The sequence below is a fragment of the Paenibacillus plantarum genome (genome assembly GCF_013141695.1).
GTDB lineage: Bacteria > Bacillota > Bacilli > Paenibacillales > NBRC-103111 > Paenibacillus_E > Paenibacillus_E plantarum.
The window spans coordinates 233,820-252,010 of record NZ_WHNY01000004.1 but is presented as its reverse complement, the minus strand read 5'-3'; the positions used below and the strand labels follow the sequence as shown (position 1 = coordinate 252,010).

The following is an 18,191-nucleotide window of genomic DNA, read 5'->3' as shown; positions in this document are numbered from 1 at the left end:
TACGTTAAGGGAGCTTGCGTACAACATAAGGAGAGTGAACAGAATGACAACTCGAAACGACGAGGCTAGGGATCATATGAAAGCAAAAGAAAGGAAGGAATCGTCTGATGCTGTCGCATTGCAGCACGCCGTTATCGGCCATGCGGACTACCCTTTATTCGAGAGGCTTTATTCACCGAATTCCCACCCCGATACGGCCTGGTTCGAGACAGCGGCTCTCGGTCTATTCATCCATTGGGGAATTTCCGCAGTTGACGGGGAGTGTGATCTTTCCTGGGGAATGATGGCCGGGAAGCCGTGGGAGGCATCAATCGGTGAAGAAAAGACCATATTGCCGGAGGATTATTTCCGTCTAGCTGAACGATTCCGACCGAAAAGTAACCCAGCGGAGGAATGGTTGTCGGGTGCCGCTGAGGCTGGGTTTCGTTATGCAGTGCTTACAACCCGGCACCATGACGGTTTCTCCCTTTGGCCAAGCAAATGGGGACAGTTTAACACAGCCTTCACTTTAAACGGAAGGGATTTTGTCGGAGAATTCGTGGAGGCGTGCCGTCGAAACGGGCTTAAAGTTGGCTTGTACTATTCTCCTCCCGACTGGTACTACAATCGTCACTATATGTCGTTTCATTATGGCAGTGCAGCGGGGAGCGGAGCAACATCTTTCGCGGGAAGGGCGCATTATGGCATGCATCATGAGCCGATTCAGCTGCAGCCGCAGCCTCAAGGCTGGCATGAGCAATTCCTTGCTTATATTCGGGGGCAAGTAATGGAACTGCTGACCCAGTACGGCAAAATAGACATGTTATGGTTTGATGGAGGCCGCGATTTGAGCGATGCGATCTCGATAGAGGAGATTCGCAAGTTCCAGCCTGGCATACTCATAAATACCCGGATGCATGGCGTTGGGGATTTCGATACTCCTGAATGTCATATGCCGAAAGAAAGGCCGGTTGGCCGATGGGAACATTGCAACATATGGGCGGAGGGACCTTGGTGGGCATATATTCGGTCGAGTGAACAGTATCGACCGGCCTCTTGGATGCTATCGAGGCTCGCAGAGGTTCGGGCATGGGGCGGAAATTTCCTCGTGAATATCGGGCCGAAGGCCGACGGCACGTTGCCTGAGGATATATCAGTTAGATTCGCAGAGGTTCGTGAATGGATGAGACACAGTGGTGAGTCTATCTACGATGTCAAGGGAGGGCCCTATCCGGAATGCTCTAACGTTCCAGTGACATGTGGCTGGGCGTATTGGTATTATCATCTGCTGCCTGGCATGGAGGGCCCAGTCATATTGAAAGAAACTACGGCTATTCCTGAACGCGTGTTTATGCTGCGAACTGGGCATTCCATTACGTTTCGCCATGAAGGTGGCCATCTGCTTTTGATCGTTCCGGATGAATGCCGCACGACGCTTGTCGATGTTGTGGCCATTCAATGGACAGCGTCACGGGAAGGCGAAACAGGTGACAGGGTATGATACATCGAAATGTAGAGCTTCATAACGTCGTTGAACTCGAGTCTAGAGAATATTACCCAGGTGTAGGCCTGCATCGCTTCCCAGCTTCCGTTCGAAATGCATTGGGCAAGAGGGGGAAGCTTGTTTCACGGCAATCAAGCGGCTGTGAAATTCGGTTCGTGTCGGGTTCGCCGCAAGTTTGCGTATCCTTGTCATCGTTCGACAGCAACGGAGAGGCGCTCGTATTTTATGGGGATATTTTCCATTCCAAGCATAGTTTGATACAAGGCTCAATACATACGATTTTACTTGAAAAGCCAGTCGAACTGGAAAATATGAATTCCAAAGTATGGAGTAACGCGAACTTCTCGTTAGGGGTATGGCGGGTGATGACAGGTAGATACCATGCTGTTTTTCATGGCGTCGACACATTCGGTGGGGGCTGTCGTCCGCCTAACGATAGTGAGCTCCCCCGGTTGCGATGGCTAGCATACGGATCTTCCATTACGCACAGCGCACATGCTACGCATCAGGGAAACGCTTATGTTAGCCAAACGGCCATGAGGTTGGGGCTTGATGTTTTGAACGCTGGCTTGAGCGGCGCATGTTTGTGCGAGCGTGAAGTAGCGGATTATCTGTCTGAGAGAGAGGATTGGGATATAGCCACCCTAGAGATCGGCGTCAACATGCGCAGCGGCTTCAGTCCAGAGCAATTTCACTCAAGAGCCGACTACTTGATCGAACGGATGGCCAATAAGGGGCCGGGCAAGCCAGTCGTGCTGATTACCTCCTATCCCAATGCAGCAAGCGCGGAGCTAATTCCAAGTGATTCGGGGAAGAATCAGCACGAATTTAATCATATTTTACGGGAGCTATCGTCAGGTTATACGAATGTTCATTTATTTGAAGGCAGCGATATCTTGAGCAGTTACTCTGGATTGACATACGATATGATTCATCCATCCGATTACGGTCATGTGTTAATGGCCGAAAACCTATCAAGGCTGTTGCGTCCTGTTCTGCCGGTCTAAAATTTAGACAGGCGAGGTGGGTTGTGCGGTTTCGGGATACTATTGGCGGTGTTGTGACGGCAGGCAAATGGACTTTTCCGGCTGATCGCTTCATATCTTTAAAAACAAGTAACCCAAAATGAAAAAGAGGTCTGAAGGTGCTTGTACCCGTTCTTTATAAGAAAATGGTAGTGGATGGACTCTCCATCTTTTATCGTGAAGCCGGCAATCCCAAGAACCCTGCCCTTATTCTCCTTCATGGATTCCCCAGCTCTTCCTACATGTTCAGAGATTTAATTCCTTTGTTGGCTGATAAGTATTATGTCATTGCGCCAGACTATCCTGGTTACGGGAACAGCAGCATGCCCGCTGTGGATTCTTTTTCTTACACCTTCGAGAATATATCCCTTGTAATCGAAAGGCTTCTCTATAATCTCCGCATCCCTAGGTACATCTTGTACTGCCATGATTATGGCGGTCCAATAGGGTTTCGCTTGGCTGTACGCCATCCACAACGTATTCTTGGATTTGTGATTCAGAATGCAGTCGTTAACGTAGAAGGATTAGGTCAACCATTTGACCTGTTCAAAGCACTCTGGGCGGATCCAAGTCTGGAGAATAAAGCTGCCTTTGCAAGTTTGGTTACCCCAACCTTCACTCAAAAACAGTACCTTACCGGCATTTGTCACCCTTATCTAATTAGTCCGGATGGTTACTCCATGGACCAATATTTTCTAGACCGTCCGGGGAATTCGGAAATTCAGTTGGCCTTGGGATATGACTACCGGATGAATGTAACACAATATCCGCGCTGGCAGCATTATTTACAAACTTTTCAGCCGCCTACATTGGTGGCCTGGGGGAAAAACGATTTCATTTTCACACTTAATGGAGCTTATTCGTTCAAAAGGTATGTTCAGGATGCCGAAATACACATGTTATGTGGAGGACACTTTGTTCTAGAGGAAGCACACTATGCAATCGCTGATTTGATTAAAGGTTTTTTTGGTCGTAAATACGGCATCTAGCTTTCGTTTATCATAAAAAGTCAACTTGAGATTAAGCTTGGTGATTTTTATGATAAAAACAACGAGAAAAAACAGCCCGTATTTTATTTCACGGACGTTTTTTCTCGTTATTATTTGTGTAGGATTAAGGAATTACCATACAAAAGCTGACGTGATGATAACCAAAAGAATAAAAAGAACCAAAATAGCTGCTGCACTTGAACCGTGACCTGCACAACTTCCACCATAACCTACTGCTCCCATGTTTACTCATTCCCCTCTGGTGATTTGTCACTACGGTATAAAATATGTTCGTTATATAGTAATTGATTGGACGTATGTACCAAATTGAGTTTACATTTACCTAACACCAGGAAAAAATAACCGCATATTCTCCCTATGAGTACACACATTATTTTAAAATTTGAATCTTATGTATTAAACCTCCACAGCTACTCAACTCATGATTTCAACCTTCACTTACTAGAAAAAAGTCACCCTGGGATAAGATTTAGGGTGACTTTTTCTCTTTGTTTTTTTATTGCAAAACGATACTGATCATTCGGCTATTATAGAAATGGATGCGGATGCGGATTGAGTTGACCAGCCTTCAGCGGTCCTTTCGCATATCCAAGCTTCGCCGGCACCCGATACACTCTCTTTAACCCCGTCAAGCGTTTCAAATGATGTCCGAACGTCATCGGCAGCATTCCCGGAATCAGTACTTTTACACAATGCAGCCCGTTTCGCTGCGTTTCTAGCGATGATTGATCCACCACAATCACATCGAGGTTCAAGTGGTGAAACACCTCGATCATGTCCTTCAGATCATCGGTTAGATCCGCATGACTTGCCTTACGCTTGAACTCCTCGTCAAACGTTCTGAGCGGGCGCTGTCCGTTCAATAAAAATTGCAGCCGTTCCTCTGCTTGCGGCAAACCGTAAAGCAGGGCATGATCCTCCATTTGATATACGAGAAATGGATCGTCGAGCATCTGCCTAATATGTTCTTGGCCCTCCTCAAATTTCTCTTGCAAAAAGTTTAACCTGCCGGCAAATTCGTGAATGGCGCTTTTCGCTGCCCGTACTGGATCCAGATGTGCTCCCGCCGAACAGATCATATTCATCTTCCCAGGGCTGATGCTTTTCGCGAGCGCCCAAATGCTCGGAATCCCATTCTCCATCGTCATATTAAACAAATGTATATCGTATCCGGCAACAACGCGCAGTCTTTCGAGCATGAGCAGCAGTTCCTGATCGTTAGTGGAATAGGGGTCCAGGCGCGGGATAGGCAACTGCGCGTACCAAGTCATCAGGAACGCGTCGCGCTCCACCACTTCCAAAATACCGTGCAAGATGGCTTCCTCCAAGCTCCCGCCTAACGCACACCCGTTAGAGCCTTCCTGAACAAAGGCAGAACCAAATCCCGAGCTGTAATAAGCGAGACTCTCAGGAACAAGGATCGGAAACTTCTGCACGAGTGAATAGCCCCAAATCCAATCGATCGGGAGGGCGGGATCAAACGGTTCGAACGTACAATCAGACAGGGCGTACTGTTTCTTCGAATATAATCCAACCTTGGAGGGGTCGAGTGCTTGATCCGCAACATGGTTGAAGCTGTCGTAGACTACGGTCCGTTTGCCGCGGGGGGTTATTCCACAGTGCCGCTCCAATCCTTCCAAGATTGCGGTCAATTCGCTTTCCGCATAAGAAAAGCTGCGACCTCCCGTTACCTCATCTCCCATCATAAACGACGGCAGATTGACCCCCACCCCAGCAAACGGCGACACGAGGTCAAGCATCTTGGCATTAAAAACGCCAGTCCGGTAATCCATATAGTCTTTGACCAAATGTTGTTTCAGGTCCTCTATCGGACGGCATCGGTAACTGTCTGCGCTTATCTTCGGGCTCGGCTTGAGCGAAATGTTGGCCGCCTCCGATGAATCGTCTGGTAAGCAGCCACACACCGAACAAAGCGAGTCAGGCAGAATGAAATGGAGCGAGCTACTCAGATTATTAAGGTTAACGATATACATATGCTGTTCTGTATGGGCTCGGCTGCCCTGCAGCACTCGCAGCGTCTCGGCAACCAGCAAGTGAGCAACATGCCAAAGTCCTGAGGGCGAAGATCGTACTGCATGTTGTATGTCCGCTGGCGACGCCGTAAAACGCCGGTTATCCGCACATTCAGTGCATCCGGGTACACCCGGACGAATCAAAGGCCCGACTATGCCCTCATCCATTGAAATAAAGCCCCGCAGCCACGGGATGCCAACCTGCTTTAACGCCTCTTCAGCCTCTGAGTATCCCGAAGAAGGCCAGTCATCGTGCAGCACCACAACCAATTTCGCCGCTTTCGGTATGTCTGAAGTGAAATTTTTCTGTCGAACGACCTGATAATGGTCCGATAACATTCCGCAAACGAAGTCGACCAATAAACCTGTTCCTACAACGGATATGATAGCATTCATGCAGATCACCTCATCTCGCAGCAATATGCCCCGCTCGTTTCGGCGGGATAACAACCTTTCTTTAAGATGACTTCATTTTATAGGAGTGATGACCAATATATGCACGTATTGGACAAGTTGCTTACAATTTTCAGATGTAGGTGAATGACTGTTTTTACACATGGGTGGACAGGTATCCAATCGATCTAACCTAAACAGGAGTACATTGTATAGCAATGTATCTCTGGTGGCAGAAGGAGGTGGACGTTCATGACATCCCAAATTCGGAAAGAGGACGTTCGTAACATGGTTGGTAAACAAATTATGGCACTGAAAAAAGACGGAACAAGCGTATCTGGCAAATTGGTCAGAATTAGCGGTAACAAATTGGTTATAGCTCCACAAAAAGGTGAGAAAGTACAGGTTAAAGCGATCATCCCATTGGTTTTATTTGATCTCTTAGCTATCGGCACTGAACCTTTTGCATTTGGTGGTTTTGGCGGGGGCTTTGGCGGCTTCGGCGGTTTCGGTGGTCCAGGATTCTGGTGGTAAGTTGAAATAAGGGGCTGCACCGAAAGATTTATTTCGGCGCAGCCCATTTTTATTGAAGAATTACATATGACTGAACTCCTTTGGCGTGTTGTTGCGAGTGGAAGGATCCCGGTAAGCAGAAGTAAGTATAAAGAATAAGGATGATTTTTTTATGATAAGAACAAAGAGAAAAAACGGCCCGCATATTAATTCGCGGCCGTTTTTTCTTGTTGTTCATTTTGTAGGATTAAAGATTTACCATACAAAAGCTGACGTGATGATAACCAAAAGAATAAAAAGAACCAAAATAGCTGCTGCGCTTGAACCGTGACCTGCACAACTTCCACCATAACCTACTGCTCCCATGTTTACTCATTCCCCTCTGGTGATTTGTCACTACGGTATAAAATATGTTCGTTATATAGGGATTGATTGGACGCACGAACCAATTTGTGTGTAAGAATTTCCGCCAACTGAGAATTTCACACAAAAAAACGGTCTTATCGCGAGGTAGATGCGAATACAGACCGTTTTTTTTCGTTTTATTAATGAGGGTGACGATTAAGTTGACTGTGCTGGGTGGCAATATCAATATATGGTCAAGTGGATGGTTCCGCACTAGGTTGATACCCATATTTCGTTATTACTTACCCTAGGTCGAATCTGTGAGTGGAAATAATACGTTCCTGAATGCACTTCACAAACAACATATTCATTTAAAACAGTTTCTATTATTATCACTTCATCCGAAAGTCTAAAGGCAATTCCACTTTCTGTTATTTCATGTGAATGTAGAGCAGGAATGATTGTCTATTTCTGAATCTGAGGATTTGGGACAGTGCAGAGCAAGTTTGTGGCCACGTTTCCTGTAGCGGGGGCCCCACACCGGGTCATCCGTACTGCATGACCTCGGCGATGTTCTATTTGACCTTGTAATAAATTCCCTTTAATCTATTCGGATTTCGGATTAGAATGATGGAAAAAGGAGGTAGGCCAATGTGCTTCTTCGTCAGAAATTTGAAAAATCCATTCAGTTTAAATTAACGACGCTATTTCTCCTCATCCTTCTTCCCTTAGTCTCGGTCAGTTTGTTCGGCAATCAGATGTCCCAAACGATCCTTAAAAAGCAGATCGGTGATCGGGTACACGCTTCTATTCTAACCTCTGTCGGTTACTTGGATTTAATCGTGCAAAATGTGGGACAGATGTCTTTCCTGATTAGCACAGATAAGAATGTCAATGAGGTTCTCAGTAAAATTACGAAAGAGATCTCAAGTGAGAGCTTATATGAGCTAAGAAAAATTCAGCAACAATTTTCAGTCATTATTAATGTGAATCATATGGTGCAGGAGATGTCCGTTATACATGGTAGCACGGGGAATGCATTATCCTACGAAACGGGAATTGTGCACTTTAATCATGTGTACGAACAGCCATGGTATCAGGAAGCGGTACGAGCCAACGGAGCTATGATTGTTTATGTGCCAGATCAGGAAACAAGAAATATCCAGCCCTATTGGAAAGAGGATCGCATCTATTTTATTCGCATTATGGACCCCTATAATTTGGAATCTCTGGAAAAGGATCTTGTCATCACGGCTATTGCGAAATCGGCCTTGATGGATATTGTCGAACCGCTTATTCCATCCAATAAGACAGAGCTGAGTTTGTCTTTCAAAGGCAAGCCAGTCATTGTCCAAGCTGCGAGTGAGCAGTCGGATGAGTCCAAGTTGTTTTCACATTCATCGGGAGAAATGGCTTCTGGATGGGAACTTACGATTAAGCAGCAAGAGCAGGAAATCCTGAAATCCAATTATCAAATTCGTAATTTTACGTATGTGATTATGCTAGTAAGCATTTTGTTGGCTTTATCTATTTCGATTTTCGTTTACAGTGGTATTTCTAAGCCCTTATTTCTTCTGTCTTCTCAAATGAAACAAGTCAGCATCGGAAATTTAAATGCCTTCGTACAGCATCAACGACAAGATGAGCTTGGGTATGTCATGAATACCTTCAATACGATGGTTACTACCCAGAAGCAATTAATTGAGGACGGATATGAAAAGGAATTGCACCTAGCCAAATCACAGTTTAGGCTGCTTCAGTCCCAAATAAATCCCCATTTTCTGTATAATACTCTGGATTGTATTTACACCGTTTCGGAAGAGCATGACGTGCATGAGGTGAGTGAAATGGTGATGAATTTAGCCAACTTTTTCAGGGTGAGCCTTGGCAAAGGACGTGAGACCTTCACGGTGGAGGAGACGCTTGAGCACCTTATGTATTATATTCGCATTCAACAAATACGATTGATGGATCGATTTACGGTTAACGTAACGGTACAGCCAGAAGCGAGGAAGGTTCCGCTGCTCCGACTGTTGCTTCAGCCATTAATTGAGAATGCGATCGTACATGGATTGGAAAAAGTTGCGGGAAAAGGGAGCCTCACGCTTACGATTACCCTTGAGCAGCAATGCCTTCATATTGTCATTCAGGATACGGGCATAGGATTGAAGGAAGATGCGCTGCATGCGTTACAGGAAGAGCTGGAAAAGATTGGCGAGAGTCAAGCCAATATGCTTGTAAGAGAAGAGCAATCAACTTCGGTGCAATTTTTTGCTTTGAAAAATGTGAAATCGCGATTAAAGCTGTTTTATGGGGAACAAGCTGATCTACGTATGGAGAGTATAGCTGGAGAAGGAACGAAAGTGACTGTCATTATGCCAGTCGGTGACAGTTCCGCTGAGAGGGCTCAAATTCAAATAAATGAGAGCGAGGCATAAGGATGAAGCTGCTTATTGTGGAAGATGAAGTCAGATTGCGAGATCGGATTGCCGAAGGAATTGCATGGGAACAGCATGGCATAGAATTGATCGGAGCCGTGGGAACCGGTGAGGAAGCGTTGCGATTGGTTGAGAAAATGGGAGCGGACATTGTTCTGACAGATATACAAATGCCTGTCATGAGCGGATTAGAGCTGGCTCGTTTATTGCAGCAGCACCATCGACATATCAAAATGATCGTGCTGACTGGACATGATGAGTTCGATTACGCAAGAGAAAGCATTGAATATGGGGTAAGCAAATATGTACTCAAACCAGCCAGTAACGATAGTATCTTGGAGAGTGTAATGGATGCAGCCAGCAAGAGGAGGTTGGAACTGGAAGAGAAGCATCAATATGATTTGCTTAAAGAAAGATGGAAGACGAATCTCCCTCGTCTGCATGAAGCATTTTACCGGAATTGGCTAACTGGTAGTTATGCGAGTTGGGAGCTCGAGAAGCGAGGCGAAGAGGTGCATTTGAAGCTGCCAGAACAGTTGTATATTCCCGTTATTTTGGATATTGATCCGCTCAATGAGGACGATATCCGTTTCCATCAATCGGACAGATCACTGTTGTTATTTTCATTAAACGGGATTGCGAAGGAACGTTTAGCTGAAACGTCAGCGTTCATCCTACAGGATGCCGATGGGACCACGGTTGCATTGTTCATGGGAAGTCTGGAAGAGAACAGAATGGATTTCTATCAGCGTGTGAACCACGCAGTTACCGATGTTTTGACATTGATGAAAGATAGCTTAAAAATTACAGCTAGTGCAGGGATCGGTCCGATTGTTGCCGCCAAGGAATTGCTGCCTGACGCTTATTTAAAAGCAAAAATGGCCCTTCAGACGCGGATCGTATACGGGCATAACATTGCAATTACGTTTCATGAGGATCAAACTACTGCGAATAAATGGACCTCCCTGGCAGATATGGAGAAACAGCTGGAAACTTCGTTTGAGCTGGGGGACGAGCATCAAGCCAAGGAGGTGGCGGGACAGATGATTCGTTCTGCCTTTTCGACGAGCAGCGTATCTGAGGTGCGAGAATTTCTGATTCACATCAGCGGTATGCTTTCTAGGTTTATTCATGCTAGACAGTGGCTGCTAGCGGAGGTAACGGGTGATGATTATCCGTACTTCGAGAGTCTAAATCAACTGCTAACGAAAGAACAAATTCAGGAATGGATTATTCGCGTCATTGGCCGCATCTGTCTCGTTGTGAATGAAAGCCGAAAAAGCAGCACCAAACAGTCCGTCACAGATATTCTGAAATTCATTGACGCCAGATTGCATGAAGATATTAGCTTATACCAAATATCAGAAATTTTATTTATGAATTCATCCTATCTGAGTCGATTGTTCAAAGAAGAAATGGGGATGTCCTTCACAGATTATGTGCTTGAACGCAAAATGGAGCGGGCAAAGGCCTTGCTGGTTCAAGGTGCAAAGGTGTATGAAGCAGCTGAACAGGTGGGCTTCCGGCATGTCAATTATTTTTCCAAGGCATTCCAGAAGTACTGGGGAATGAAACCAGGAGACTTGAACAAGTAGGTCAACCTATCATTGTTTTGGAAGATGGAAGTCATGAAAGTTGCGTAGGATGTCATGCTAGTGTCATTGGAAACGTATTCAGCTATCTGTAAGATAAGAGTATCGAAAGCAGCACGATCACTTATCTGCTAGAGGAGGAGCACCATGAACACGAACATTTCATCAACGCGAACCGGTGGGCGAACACGCATTAAAACCACCTTATGGACAACCGTGGCTAAACACTGGGACTTATACTTGATGTCCATTCCGGGACTTATCTTTCTGATTATATTCCGGTACACACCAATGTATGGCGTCGTCATTGCCTTTAAGGATTACAATATTATTCAAGGTGTGATGGAAAGTCCATGGATAGGCTTGGAGCATTTTCGAACGCTATTCGCTTATGACGAGTTTCCCAAGGTCATTCGAAATACGTTAGTTATTAGTTTAATGAAGCTGGTATTCGGCTTTCCTACCCCAATTATCCTAGCTATTTTAATCAATGAAATGAGACATGTTTTCCTCAAAAGGACGATCCAAACGATCACTTACATTCCTCATTTCATCTCCTGGGTCGTTGTCGGAGGCATTTTCATTGATCTTTTGTCCCCAGGTTCAGGCATTGTAAATTCGTTCATTAAAGCACTCGGCGGCGAGCCGATCTTTTTTATGGCCGATCCTGGTAAATTTCGTTGGGTACTGGTACTGTCTGAAATCTGGAAGGAAACCGGATGGGCGGCGATCATTTATTTGGCTGCCATACTCGGAATCAATACAGAGCTCTATCAAGCCTCCATTATGGACGGCGCGAATCGCTTCAGACAAATTTGGCATATTATGATCCCTGGCATGCGTTCCACGATCATTATTATCCTACTGCTCAGAATCGGCCATCTCTTGGACGCTGGTCTGGAGCAGGTGCTGATTATGTACAATCCTGCGGTCTACGATGTATCTGATATTATCGACACCTACGTCTTCCGAGAAGCGTTTGGCAAAATGGAATTTGGACTTACGTCTGCAGCCGGCCTCTTTAAATCTGTGATTGGTTGTATCCTTCTGGTTTGTGCCAACTGGTTTGCGAGGAGAATGGGTGAAGAAGGTGTCTATTAATCAGATGATCGAAAGGAGACCGCTCCAATGATTTATTCAAAAGGCGAGAAAGTTTTCGGGTGGCTGAATTATATTTGCCTATCGCTGCTTGGCTTATCTATGCTGCTGCCATTTATCCATTTATTAGCAAAAGCCCTAAGTGATGAATCCTATGTACTGGCTCATGAGATCACATTTTGGCCTAAGGAAATGCATTTCGATTCATTTGCATATGTGCTGAATAACCAACAATTTATTAAGACATTTGGCAATTCCGTCTTTATTACGATCGTAGGTACATTACTTAGTCTGCTCATTACGATGCTAGCAGCGTATCCCTTATCCAAGGTTGGCTTTCCAGGACGTCGATTCATTTTATTTTTATATGTGCTAACGATGTTCTTTAGTGGTGGTATCATTCCGACGTATCTGGTCGTGAAAGGAATCGGCATGACGAATACGATCTGGTCCATGATCATTCCGACCCTTGTTGCGCCTTTTAATTTGATCCTAATGCGAAGTTTCTTTATGGGTATTCCAGATGCTTTAGATGAGTCTGCCAAAATAGATGGTGCTTCGAACACGCGTATTTTATTTTCGATTTATGTACCTTTGTCGATGTCTTCGATCGCTACGATCTCGATGTTCTATGCAGTTGGCTATTGGAACAACTTCTTTAGTGCCATGTTGTACATCACAGACCGCAATCTCATGCCATTGCAAGTCTATTTGATGTCCATCATTCAAGATGAGAACAATGTCAGTATGAGTAATGTGGAGGCATTGATGAATTCCGCACCAGAATCCATCCGAGCAGCGACAATCATCGCAGCGGTTGTGCCTATTCTGCTGATCTATCCGTTCCTGCAGAAATATTTTGTAAAGGGTGCTTTGGTAGGAGCTGTTAAGGAGTAAGGACGCAGTTGTGGGTTCAAGGGGACGCCCTTCATATAGAACCAGGATCTACTTATAAATAAGGAGGTTGCAAGATGAAGAGAGAAAGAAAAAAAGTATTCGTTTCATTAATTGCCCTATCCATGTTAGCTGTAGGTTGTTCGTCCAATGGAGGCGATAACGCGCAGCCATCATCTTCTGCGGGACCGACAACTGCCACAACAGCATCAACCTCACCGAAGAATAAAAATGTTAAAATTGTGACGGTTTACAATGCGGCAGCGGAAACATTTAAAAGTGGGATGGAGATCAATAATAATCCGATTTTTGCCCTGCATCAACAGAAATCGGGTTATAATCCGACGTTTGAATTGTTGCCCAAAGATGATTCCAAACAAAAGATTTCTCTAATCTTAGCTTCTGGCGATGTGCCGGATTGGCTGCCGATCGGAAGTAAGGAAGATTTCTACAAGCTTGCTCGTCAAGGCGCCTTCATGCCTTTGGATGATTTGATCAAGAAAGCACCTAATTACCAAAAACTTCTCTCTAAGGAAGAGTTGGACGTAGGGCGAGTCGATGGCAAACTATACGCATTCCCTTACCCGAATACGACTTCTTTGGCTAAAGGATTACTCCTCCGAACTGATTTGCTGACAGAACTGAATCTCAAGCAGCCAACGACGCTCGATGAGTATTATCAAGTTTTCAAAACAATTAAAGAGAAAAAAGGGATGATTCCGTTTACCTTTGCTGCAGGAGGTCCAGAAGACATTGATACCTCGTTAGGATCCATTGCAGGTGCTTTCGGAGTCAGTTCCAGAACCGTTGTGAAGAACGGCAAGCTGGAATTTGCGTATACACAGCCGGAATATAAAGAATTTCTGACTTTTATGAAAAAGCTCTATGATGAAGGTCTCGTTGATCGGGAGTTTGCCGTTACCAAAATATCCAACGTAAAAGACAAGATCATTGGCGGGCAAGCAGCATCAGCCGATATCGCCTGGTGGGAAGCAAAAACGATTGCTGACACATTAGCAACGAGAATACCGACAGCCAAGACGCAATACACAACGTTACCTGTTGGTGCGTCCGGAAAATCGGGCATCATTCAAGAGGCGGTAACCAATCGTTTCTCGACGATTCCGAAAGGAGCCAAAAATCCCGAAGGCATGGTGGAATTCCTCAATTACTTCTCTTCACCTGAGGCGCTGAAACTCCAGGATTACGGTATCGAAGGCACGGATTATAAAGTGGAGAACGGTAAGGTGAATCAAACGGTTGAACAAAGCACAGCAATTGGCTGGAGAATTCTGTATCAAATTATGGATACGAAAGAGAATTTCCAGAATCGACTAGCGGCTAAAGGCTTCGTTCCTTACTATGAACCGTTAACCAAAAATACACAGATAAAAGAAGAGACATTCTATGCCCCTTCCATTGATGCTTATGATAAAAAGCTTACTGATCTGACTACGTTCAAAAATGAGAATGTTGTCAAGTTTATTATGGGTGCGCGGAATTTAAATGAGTTTGACACGTTTGTTAAGGAATTTAACTCCCGTGGAGGGACTGCAGCTATTGACGCGATGAATGAATGGTATACGAAAAAATAATGATTCTCCTTATGTAATCCTGGCCTAGGTTCAGCCTATGGCCGGGAGGGAACAGGGCTGTTCGTTACTAACATTAATTTACTGAATATTCAGTCTAAATTATTTGTTTTGCGGACAGCTTTATTTTCTGATGCTAGAAATAGCGCTTACAAAAAAATGTATCCAAATAATGTAGCCAAAAGGAGGCAAATGATTTGTTAATCAAACAGATTCGCAAAGAGATCGTTCTCTTCTTGTTTCTGTGTGTTGGATTACTCAGTGTACTGTCGCTGATGCATGTGGCTTATGCAGCCGGAGCGACTTATTATGTGGATGCCTCAGCAGGAAATAACAGCAATGACGGAACTTCGTCAGAAACTGCTTGGCAAACGATTACGAAGGTAAATGGCGTATCGTTGCAGCCTGGAGACCAAGTCTTGTTTAAACGTGGTGAGATTTGGCAAGGCATTACGCTTCGGCCATCAAGCTCTGGCGTAGACGGAAATCCAATTCGATATGGATCTTATGGAGATCCAACGTCGGCTAAGCCCATCATCAGTGGGGGATCACGCATGGATACGTGGATCGGCCCAGATGCGAATGGTGAATACAAGAAAACGGGGCTGACCGGGGATGGCCTAAGGTTCACCGTGCTTGAGGATGGAAAAAGGCTGAAAGGCAATCATGTCGATGCCAGATTGCCGGGACCGACAATCGGCTCGTTGACGCCTGGCTCCTTTGTTGCAGATTCCGTCACTGGAAGCGTTTACTACAAACCGTCCACGGGTGTTGCCAACGATCATGTTATCGAAATAGCGAGTAAGAACAGCAACTTTGCCCTCTCATCAAATGGCAAAAGTTATCTGCTCCTTGATGGGATAGACTTCCGTGGCGGATACGACTTTGCCCTATTTATTGGTACGGGGAGTCATCATGTCACGGTTCAAAATTCCAATATTCATGGTGCCGACAGAGCGGGGGTGCGCATTAGCGGAGCCAGCTACAATCAACTTCTTAATAACCAAATCTATGATATGAATTACTTCGGGATTGCTCTAGAAGGAGGGGCAGCGAATAATGTCATCAGCGGCAATCATGTGCATGACATAGGCCTGCTTGATACAGACGATGGCGATACGGTCGGGATTCAAATCGTTGGAGGAGCGGCTGGATTAAACTCAAAGCAGAATACGATTGAGAAGAATGAAATCGATGGGATTGGCCGTGATATTTACAAAGGCAAAGGAGGTACAACCTCACGGGGGAACTTGTATCACGCAGGTATTCTAGTGGATTCTTCCACCGATACGACGATTGGGCAAAACCATATCCATGATGTGTATCGTTCAGGAATTCTCATCTTTACTGCTACGGGGGATGCTACGCATACAGCTATCCGCAACAATGTCATCGACCATGTGGGCAAGGTTACGTCTGTCGACTTTTTCAATTCGGCCATTTATTTAAATACGAGGTCTGGACTCATTGATGGCACAACCGTGTATAACAACACGATTGCCAATTCGCGTTTCAAAGCGGATACAGTTAACAGGGAAGCAGCGGTGTTCATTCGCGTTCAGGGCACATCGGTTGTGGGAGCTTTAGGTACGATGAATGGCGTAAGCATTATGAATAATGTGATTGCCGGAAATGAAGGGAATTATATGTTGTCCTTTCATGCCGATAATGGAGCGACGATCAGCGGACTAACGATCGATCACAACTTATACACAAGACCGAATTCGAGTGACGGCGGCGTGTATTGGAACCAAGGCGGAGTAGAGAAAAACTATAAGGCCAATCAGATGTTTGGAGCTAGCAGCTATTCGGTGGAAAAAAATCAGGATCAGCATGCTATTGTTGGAGAGCCGCTTTTCATGGATGCAAACCAGGCCAATTATGCCTTGCAGACTAGCTCACCTGCTATTGATGCGGGAGCGAATGTCGGCCTTACCGTTGATTTTCTAGGGAATCTTAGACCAGTAGGGGATGGGCCCGATATAGGTGCTTATGAAGAACAGCATCCTATTAACGTAGCTCCCATTGTATCTGGGGTGACGAATGGACAGATCTATCCAAGTGTTGTTTCGGCAACCTATGACCGGGGTGAGGCGTGGCTTACTCACAATAGTGATGCACCGATTGTGTATCTCTCAGGCTCGCCTAATACACAACCAGGTAATTATGTGCTCCGTGTAACGTATAAGTCTCAGACGACAGTGATCAGTTTCACCATCGAATTCCCTGGCGCTCTGATCGATGGGGTTCAAGACGGAGCCTCTTACAACCAACCTGTCAAGATCGTGTACAGTTCGGGACAAGGAACGTTGTCTCGCAACGGAGGCGATTATCAGTCCTACACATCTGGTACATGGATTTTGCAGGAAGGCGCTTATATTTTCTCCATTCTTGACTTAAATGGACATGTAACACAGGTCCGATTCACAATCGACACGACCGCACCAGTTATAACGGGGGTTGTAAATGGCCAAATCTATTCGGAAGACGTTACTCCCGTATTTACGGAAGGAAAAGCGAAGCTTTATCTGATGTCAACGTCAGAAGGAGAACAACAAACCGAAATAAGCACTTATGAGATCGTTACTCAGATCGAAGCCTCAGATGGCATTCTAGATAAAGAAATAAGTGAATGGGTAAAAGATTATGTTCTATCCAATGTCAGGTTGCAGACCGAAATCTTGGTGAACCCGAACTTCTTGTCAGGGGCAGTGATCCACGAACCAGGTTCTTATCGTTTGACGGTAACGGATGCTGTCTATAACGTAGCGGAGGTTTCTTTTGAAATACAGAATCATCCCGTGATAGAACCAGAACCAGAGCCAGAGCCAGAGACAAAGGCGAGCCTAGTCGTAACGGGGCCTACGCATGTCCACTCAGGTGCGGAAATGGCTGTAACTGTAGGACTTAAGAATGCGGTGAACGCATCTGCCATTCAATTTACAGTTGTGTATGATCCGGAACGCTTCACCTATGTAAGTTCCCACAGCTTGCGAAGCGGTATTGGTATTGTCCAGGAGCAGCATGATGCCGTACAGGGTAAGGTTCATTTCATTCTGGCTAGTTTGGGCAGCAGCAATGTGATAACAGGAGCAGCGAGTGTAGTTGAAATGAATTTCGTAGCCAAAGAAACGGTTACTTCGCAAACTTCAAGTTTGGTAATTAGACAAGTGAAGATTGCCAACGGGCAAGGTGTAGAAACGAATTTGGCAGAAGGCAGTTATACGATTCAAATTCTTAGTCATGTGAATAAGGATCTATTGCTTGCGAAGATCACTGAGGGAGAAGCTCTCATGCAAGCTGCCGTCGAGGGCAATGCCATTGGCAACTACTTCCCTGGTTCTATTGCGCTTCGAGGTCCAGCACTTGTGGCAGCGATTCTTGCTGCGAAGTCAATTGTGCAATCAGATACAGTTACACAAGCTGAAGTGGATGCTGCTCGTCAAGCATTGGAGATTGCGATTAGCAATTTTGAATTAGGAAGAATTCTGACCGAAACGGGTAATCTCAATAACCAACCAGGTATTACGGTCGGAGATCTAGGCATTGTCGCTTATTACTATGGCAGTACGTCTTCAAGTTCGAATTGGTCAGAAGCACAAATAGCTGATATTGATCATGATGGCGTAGTTGGCTTGAGTGATATGACGTTTATTGCATCGAGGATGAGCAATGAATGAATATAAGCGCTCGATTCATAGGATCGTCAGAGATATCTTACTTCTATCCAGTTGTTGGGGATAATCACCATTTTGTACAATTAGACAGGGAGGTA

Annotated in this window: 13 protein-coding genes; 10 read left to right on the top strand and 3 right to left on the bottom strand. The window is 45.2% G+C overall.

What is annotated here, in order from left to right; genetic code table 11:
- The first annotated feature begins 43 nt into the window (after nt 1-43).
- The 3 genes from GC096_RS00885 (at nt 44) to GC096_RS00875 (ending at nt 3,497) form a co-directional block, all read left to right on the top strand.
- Nucleotides 44-1,480, top strand: a complete 1,437-nt coding sequence (locus tag GC096_RS00885; protein WP_171628414.1) for an alpha-L-fucosidase — start codon at nt 44-46, stop codon at nt 1,478-1,480.
- Nucleotides 1,477-2,490: an SGNH/GDSL hydrolase family protein gene (locus tag GC096_RS00880; RefSeq protein WP_171628413.1), complete on the top strand. Its 1,014-nt coding sequence runs from the start codon at nt 1,477-1,479 to the stop codon at nt 2,488-2,490. The genes GC096_RS00885 and GC096_RS00880 overlap by 4 nt, the downstream gene beginning before the upstream one ends.
- Nucleotides 2,491-2,627: 137 nt before the next feature.
- Nucleotides 2,628-3,497, top strand: coding sequence for an alpha/beta fold hydrolase (locus GC096_RS00875; protein WP_312886153.1), 870 nt, complete (start codon nt 2,628-2,630; stop codon nt 3,495-3,497).
- A 132-nt stretch (nt 3,498-3,629) separates the two neighbouring features.
- Here the strand turns inward: GC096_RS00875 and GC096_RS00870 are convergent, their stop codons facing one another.
- Together GC096_RS00870 and GC096_RS00865 are read right to left on the bottom strand one after the other, a co-directional pair.
- Nucleotides 3,630-3,740 carry a YjcZ family sporulation protein gene (locus GC096_RS00870; protein ID WP_171628410.1) on the bottom strand — a complete coding sequence of 37 codons (111 nt, stop codon included), beginning with the start codon at nt 3,738-3,740 and terminating at the stop codon, nt 3,630-3,632.
- Between the two features lie 305 nt (nt 3,741-4,045).
- Nucleotides 4,046-5,947: a TOMM precursor leader peptide-binding protein gene (locus tag GC096_RS00865; protein ID WP_171628412.1), complete on the bottom strand. Its 1,902-nt coding sequence runs from the start codon at nt 5,945-5,947 to the stop codon at nt 4,046-4,048.
- A 249-nt stretch (nt 5,948-6,196) separates the two neighbouring features.
- Here GC096_RS00865 and GC096_RS00860 point away from each other — a divergent pair, with 249 nt between their 5' ends.
- Complete coding sequence (locus GC096_RS00860) at nt 6,197-6,478, top strand: 50S ribosomal protein L33 (RefSeq protein ID WP_171628411.1); 282 nt, start codon at nt 6,197-6,199, stop codon at nt 6,476-6,478.
- 234 nt (nt 6,479-6,712) lie between these two features.
- Here GC096_RS00860 and GC096_RS00855 read toward each other — a convergent pair whose 3' ends face one another.
- Nucleotides 6,713-6,823, bottom strand: coding sequence for a YjcZ family sporulation protein (locus GC096_RS00855; RefSeq protein ID WP_171628410.1), 111 nt, complete (start codon nt 6,821-6,823; stop codon nt 6,713-6,715).
- Between the two features lie 632 nt (nt 6,824-7,455).
- On the opposite strand from GC096_RS00855, the gene GC096_RS39275 reads away from it, so the two are divergent.
- From GC096_RS39275 to GC096_RS00825, 6 genes are all read left to right on the top strand, one after another.
- Nucleotides 7,456-9,240 carry a sensor histidine kinase gene (locus GC096_RS39275; RefSeq protein ID WP_171628409.1) on the top strand — a complete coding sequence of 595 codons (1,785 nt, stop codon included), beginning with the start codon at nt 7,456-7,458 and terminating at the stop codon, nt 9,238-9,240.
- 2 nt (nt 9,241-9,242) lie between these two features.
- Nucleotides 9,243-10,835: a response regulator gene (locus GC096_RS00845; RefSeq protein ID WP_171628408.1), complete on the top strand. Its 1,593-nt coding sequence runs from the start codon at nt 9,243-9,245 to the stop codon at nt 10,833-10,835.
- A 144-nt stretch (nt 10,836-10,979) separates the two neighbouring features.
- Nucleotides 10,980-11,933 carry an ABC transporter permease gene (locus GC096_RS00840; RefSeq protein WP_171628407.1) on the top strand — a complete coding sequence of 318 codons (954 nt, stop codon included), beginning with the start codon at nt 10,980-10,982 and terminating at the stop codon, nt 11,931-11,933.
- A gap of 27 nt (nt 11,934-11,960) precedes the next feature.
- On the top strand, nt 11,961-12,827 hold the full coding sequence (locus GC096_RS00835) for a carbohydrate ABC transporter permease (RefSeq protein WP_171628406.1): 867 nt from the start codon (nt 11,961-11,963) through the stop codon (nt 12,825-12,827).
- 74 nt (nt 12,828-12,901) lie between these two features.
- Nucleotides 12,902-14,419: an extracellular solute-binding protein gene (locus GC096_RS00830; protein WP_171628405.1), complete on the top strand. Its 1,518-nt coding sequence runs from the start codon at nt 12,902-12,904 to the stop codon at nt 14,417-14,419.
- 194 nt (nt 14,420-14,613) lie between these two features.
- Entirely contained in the window at nt 14,614-18,096 is a 3,483-nt protein-coding gene (locus tag GC096_RS00825; RefSeq protein WP_171628404.1) for a right-handed parallel beta-helix repeat-containing protein, read from the top strand.
- Nucleotides 18,097-18,191 lie beyond the last annotated feature (95 nt).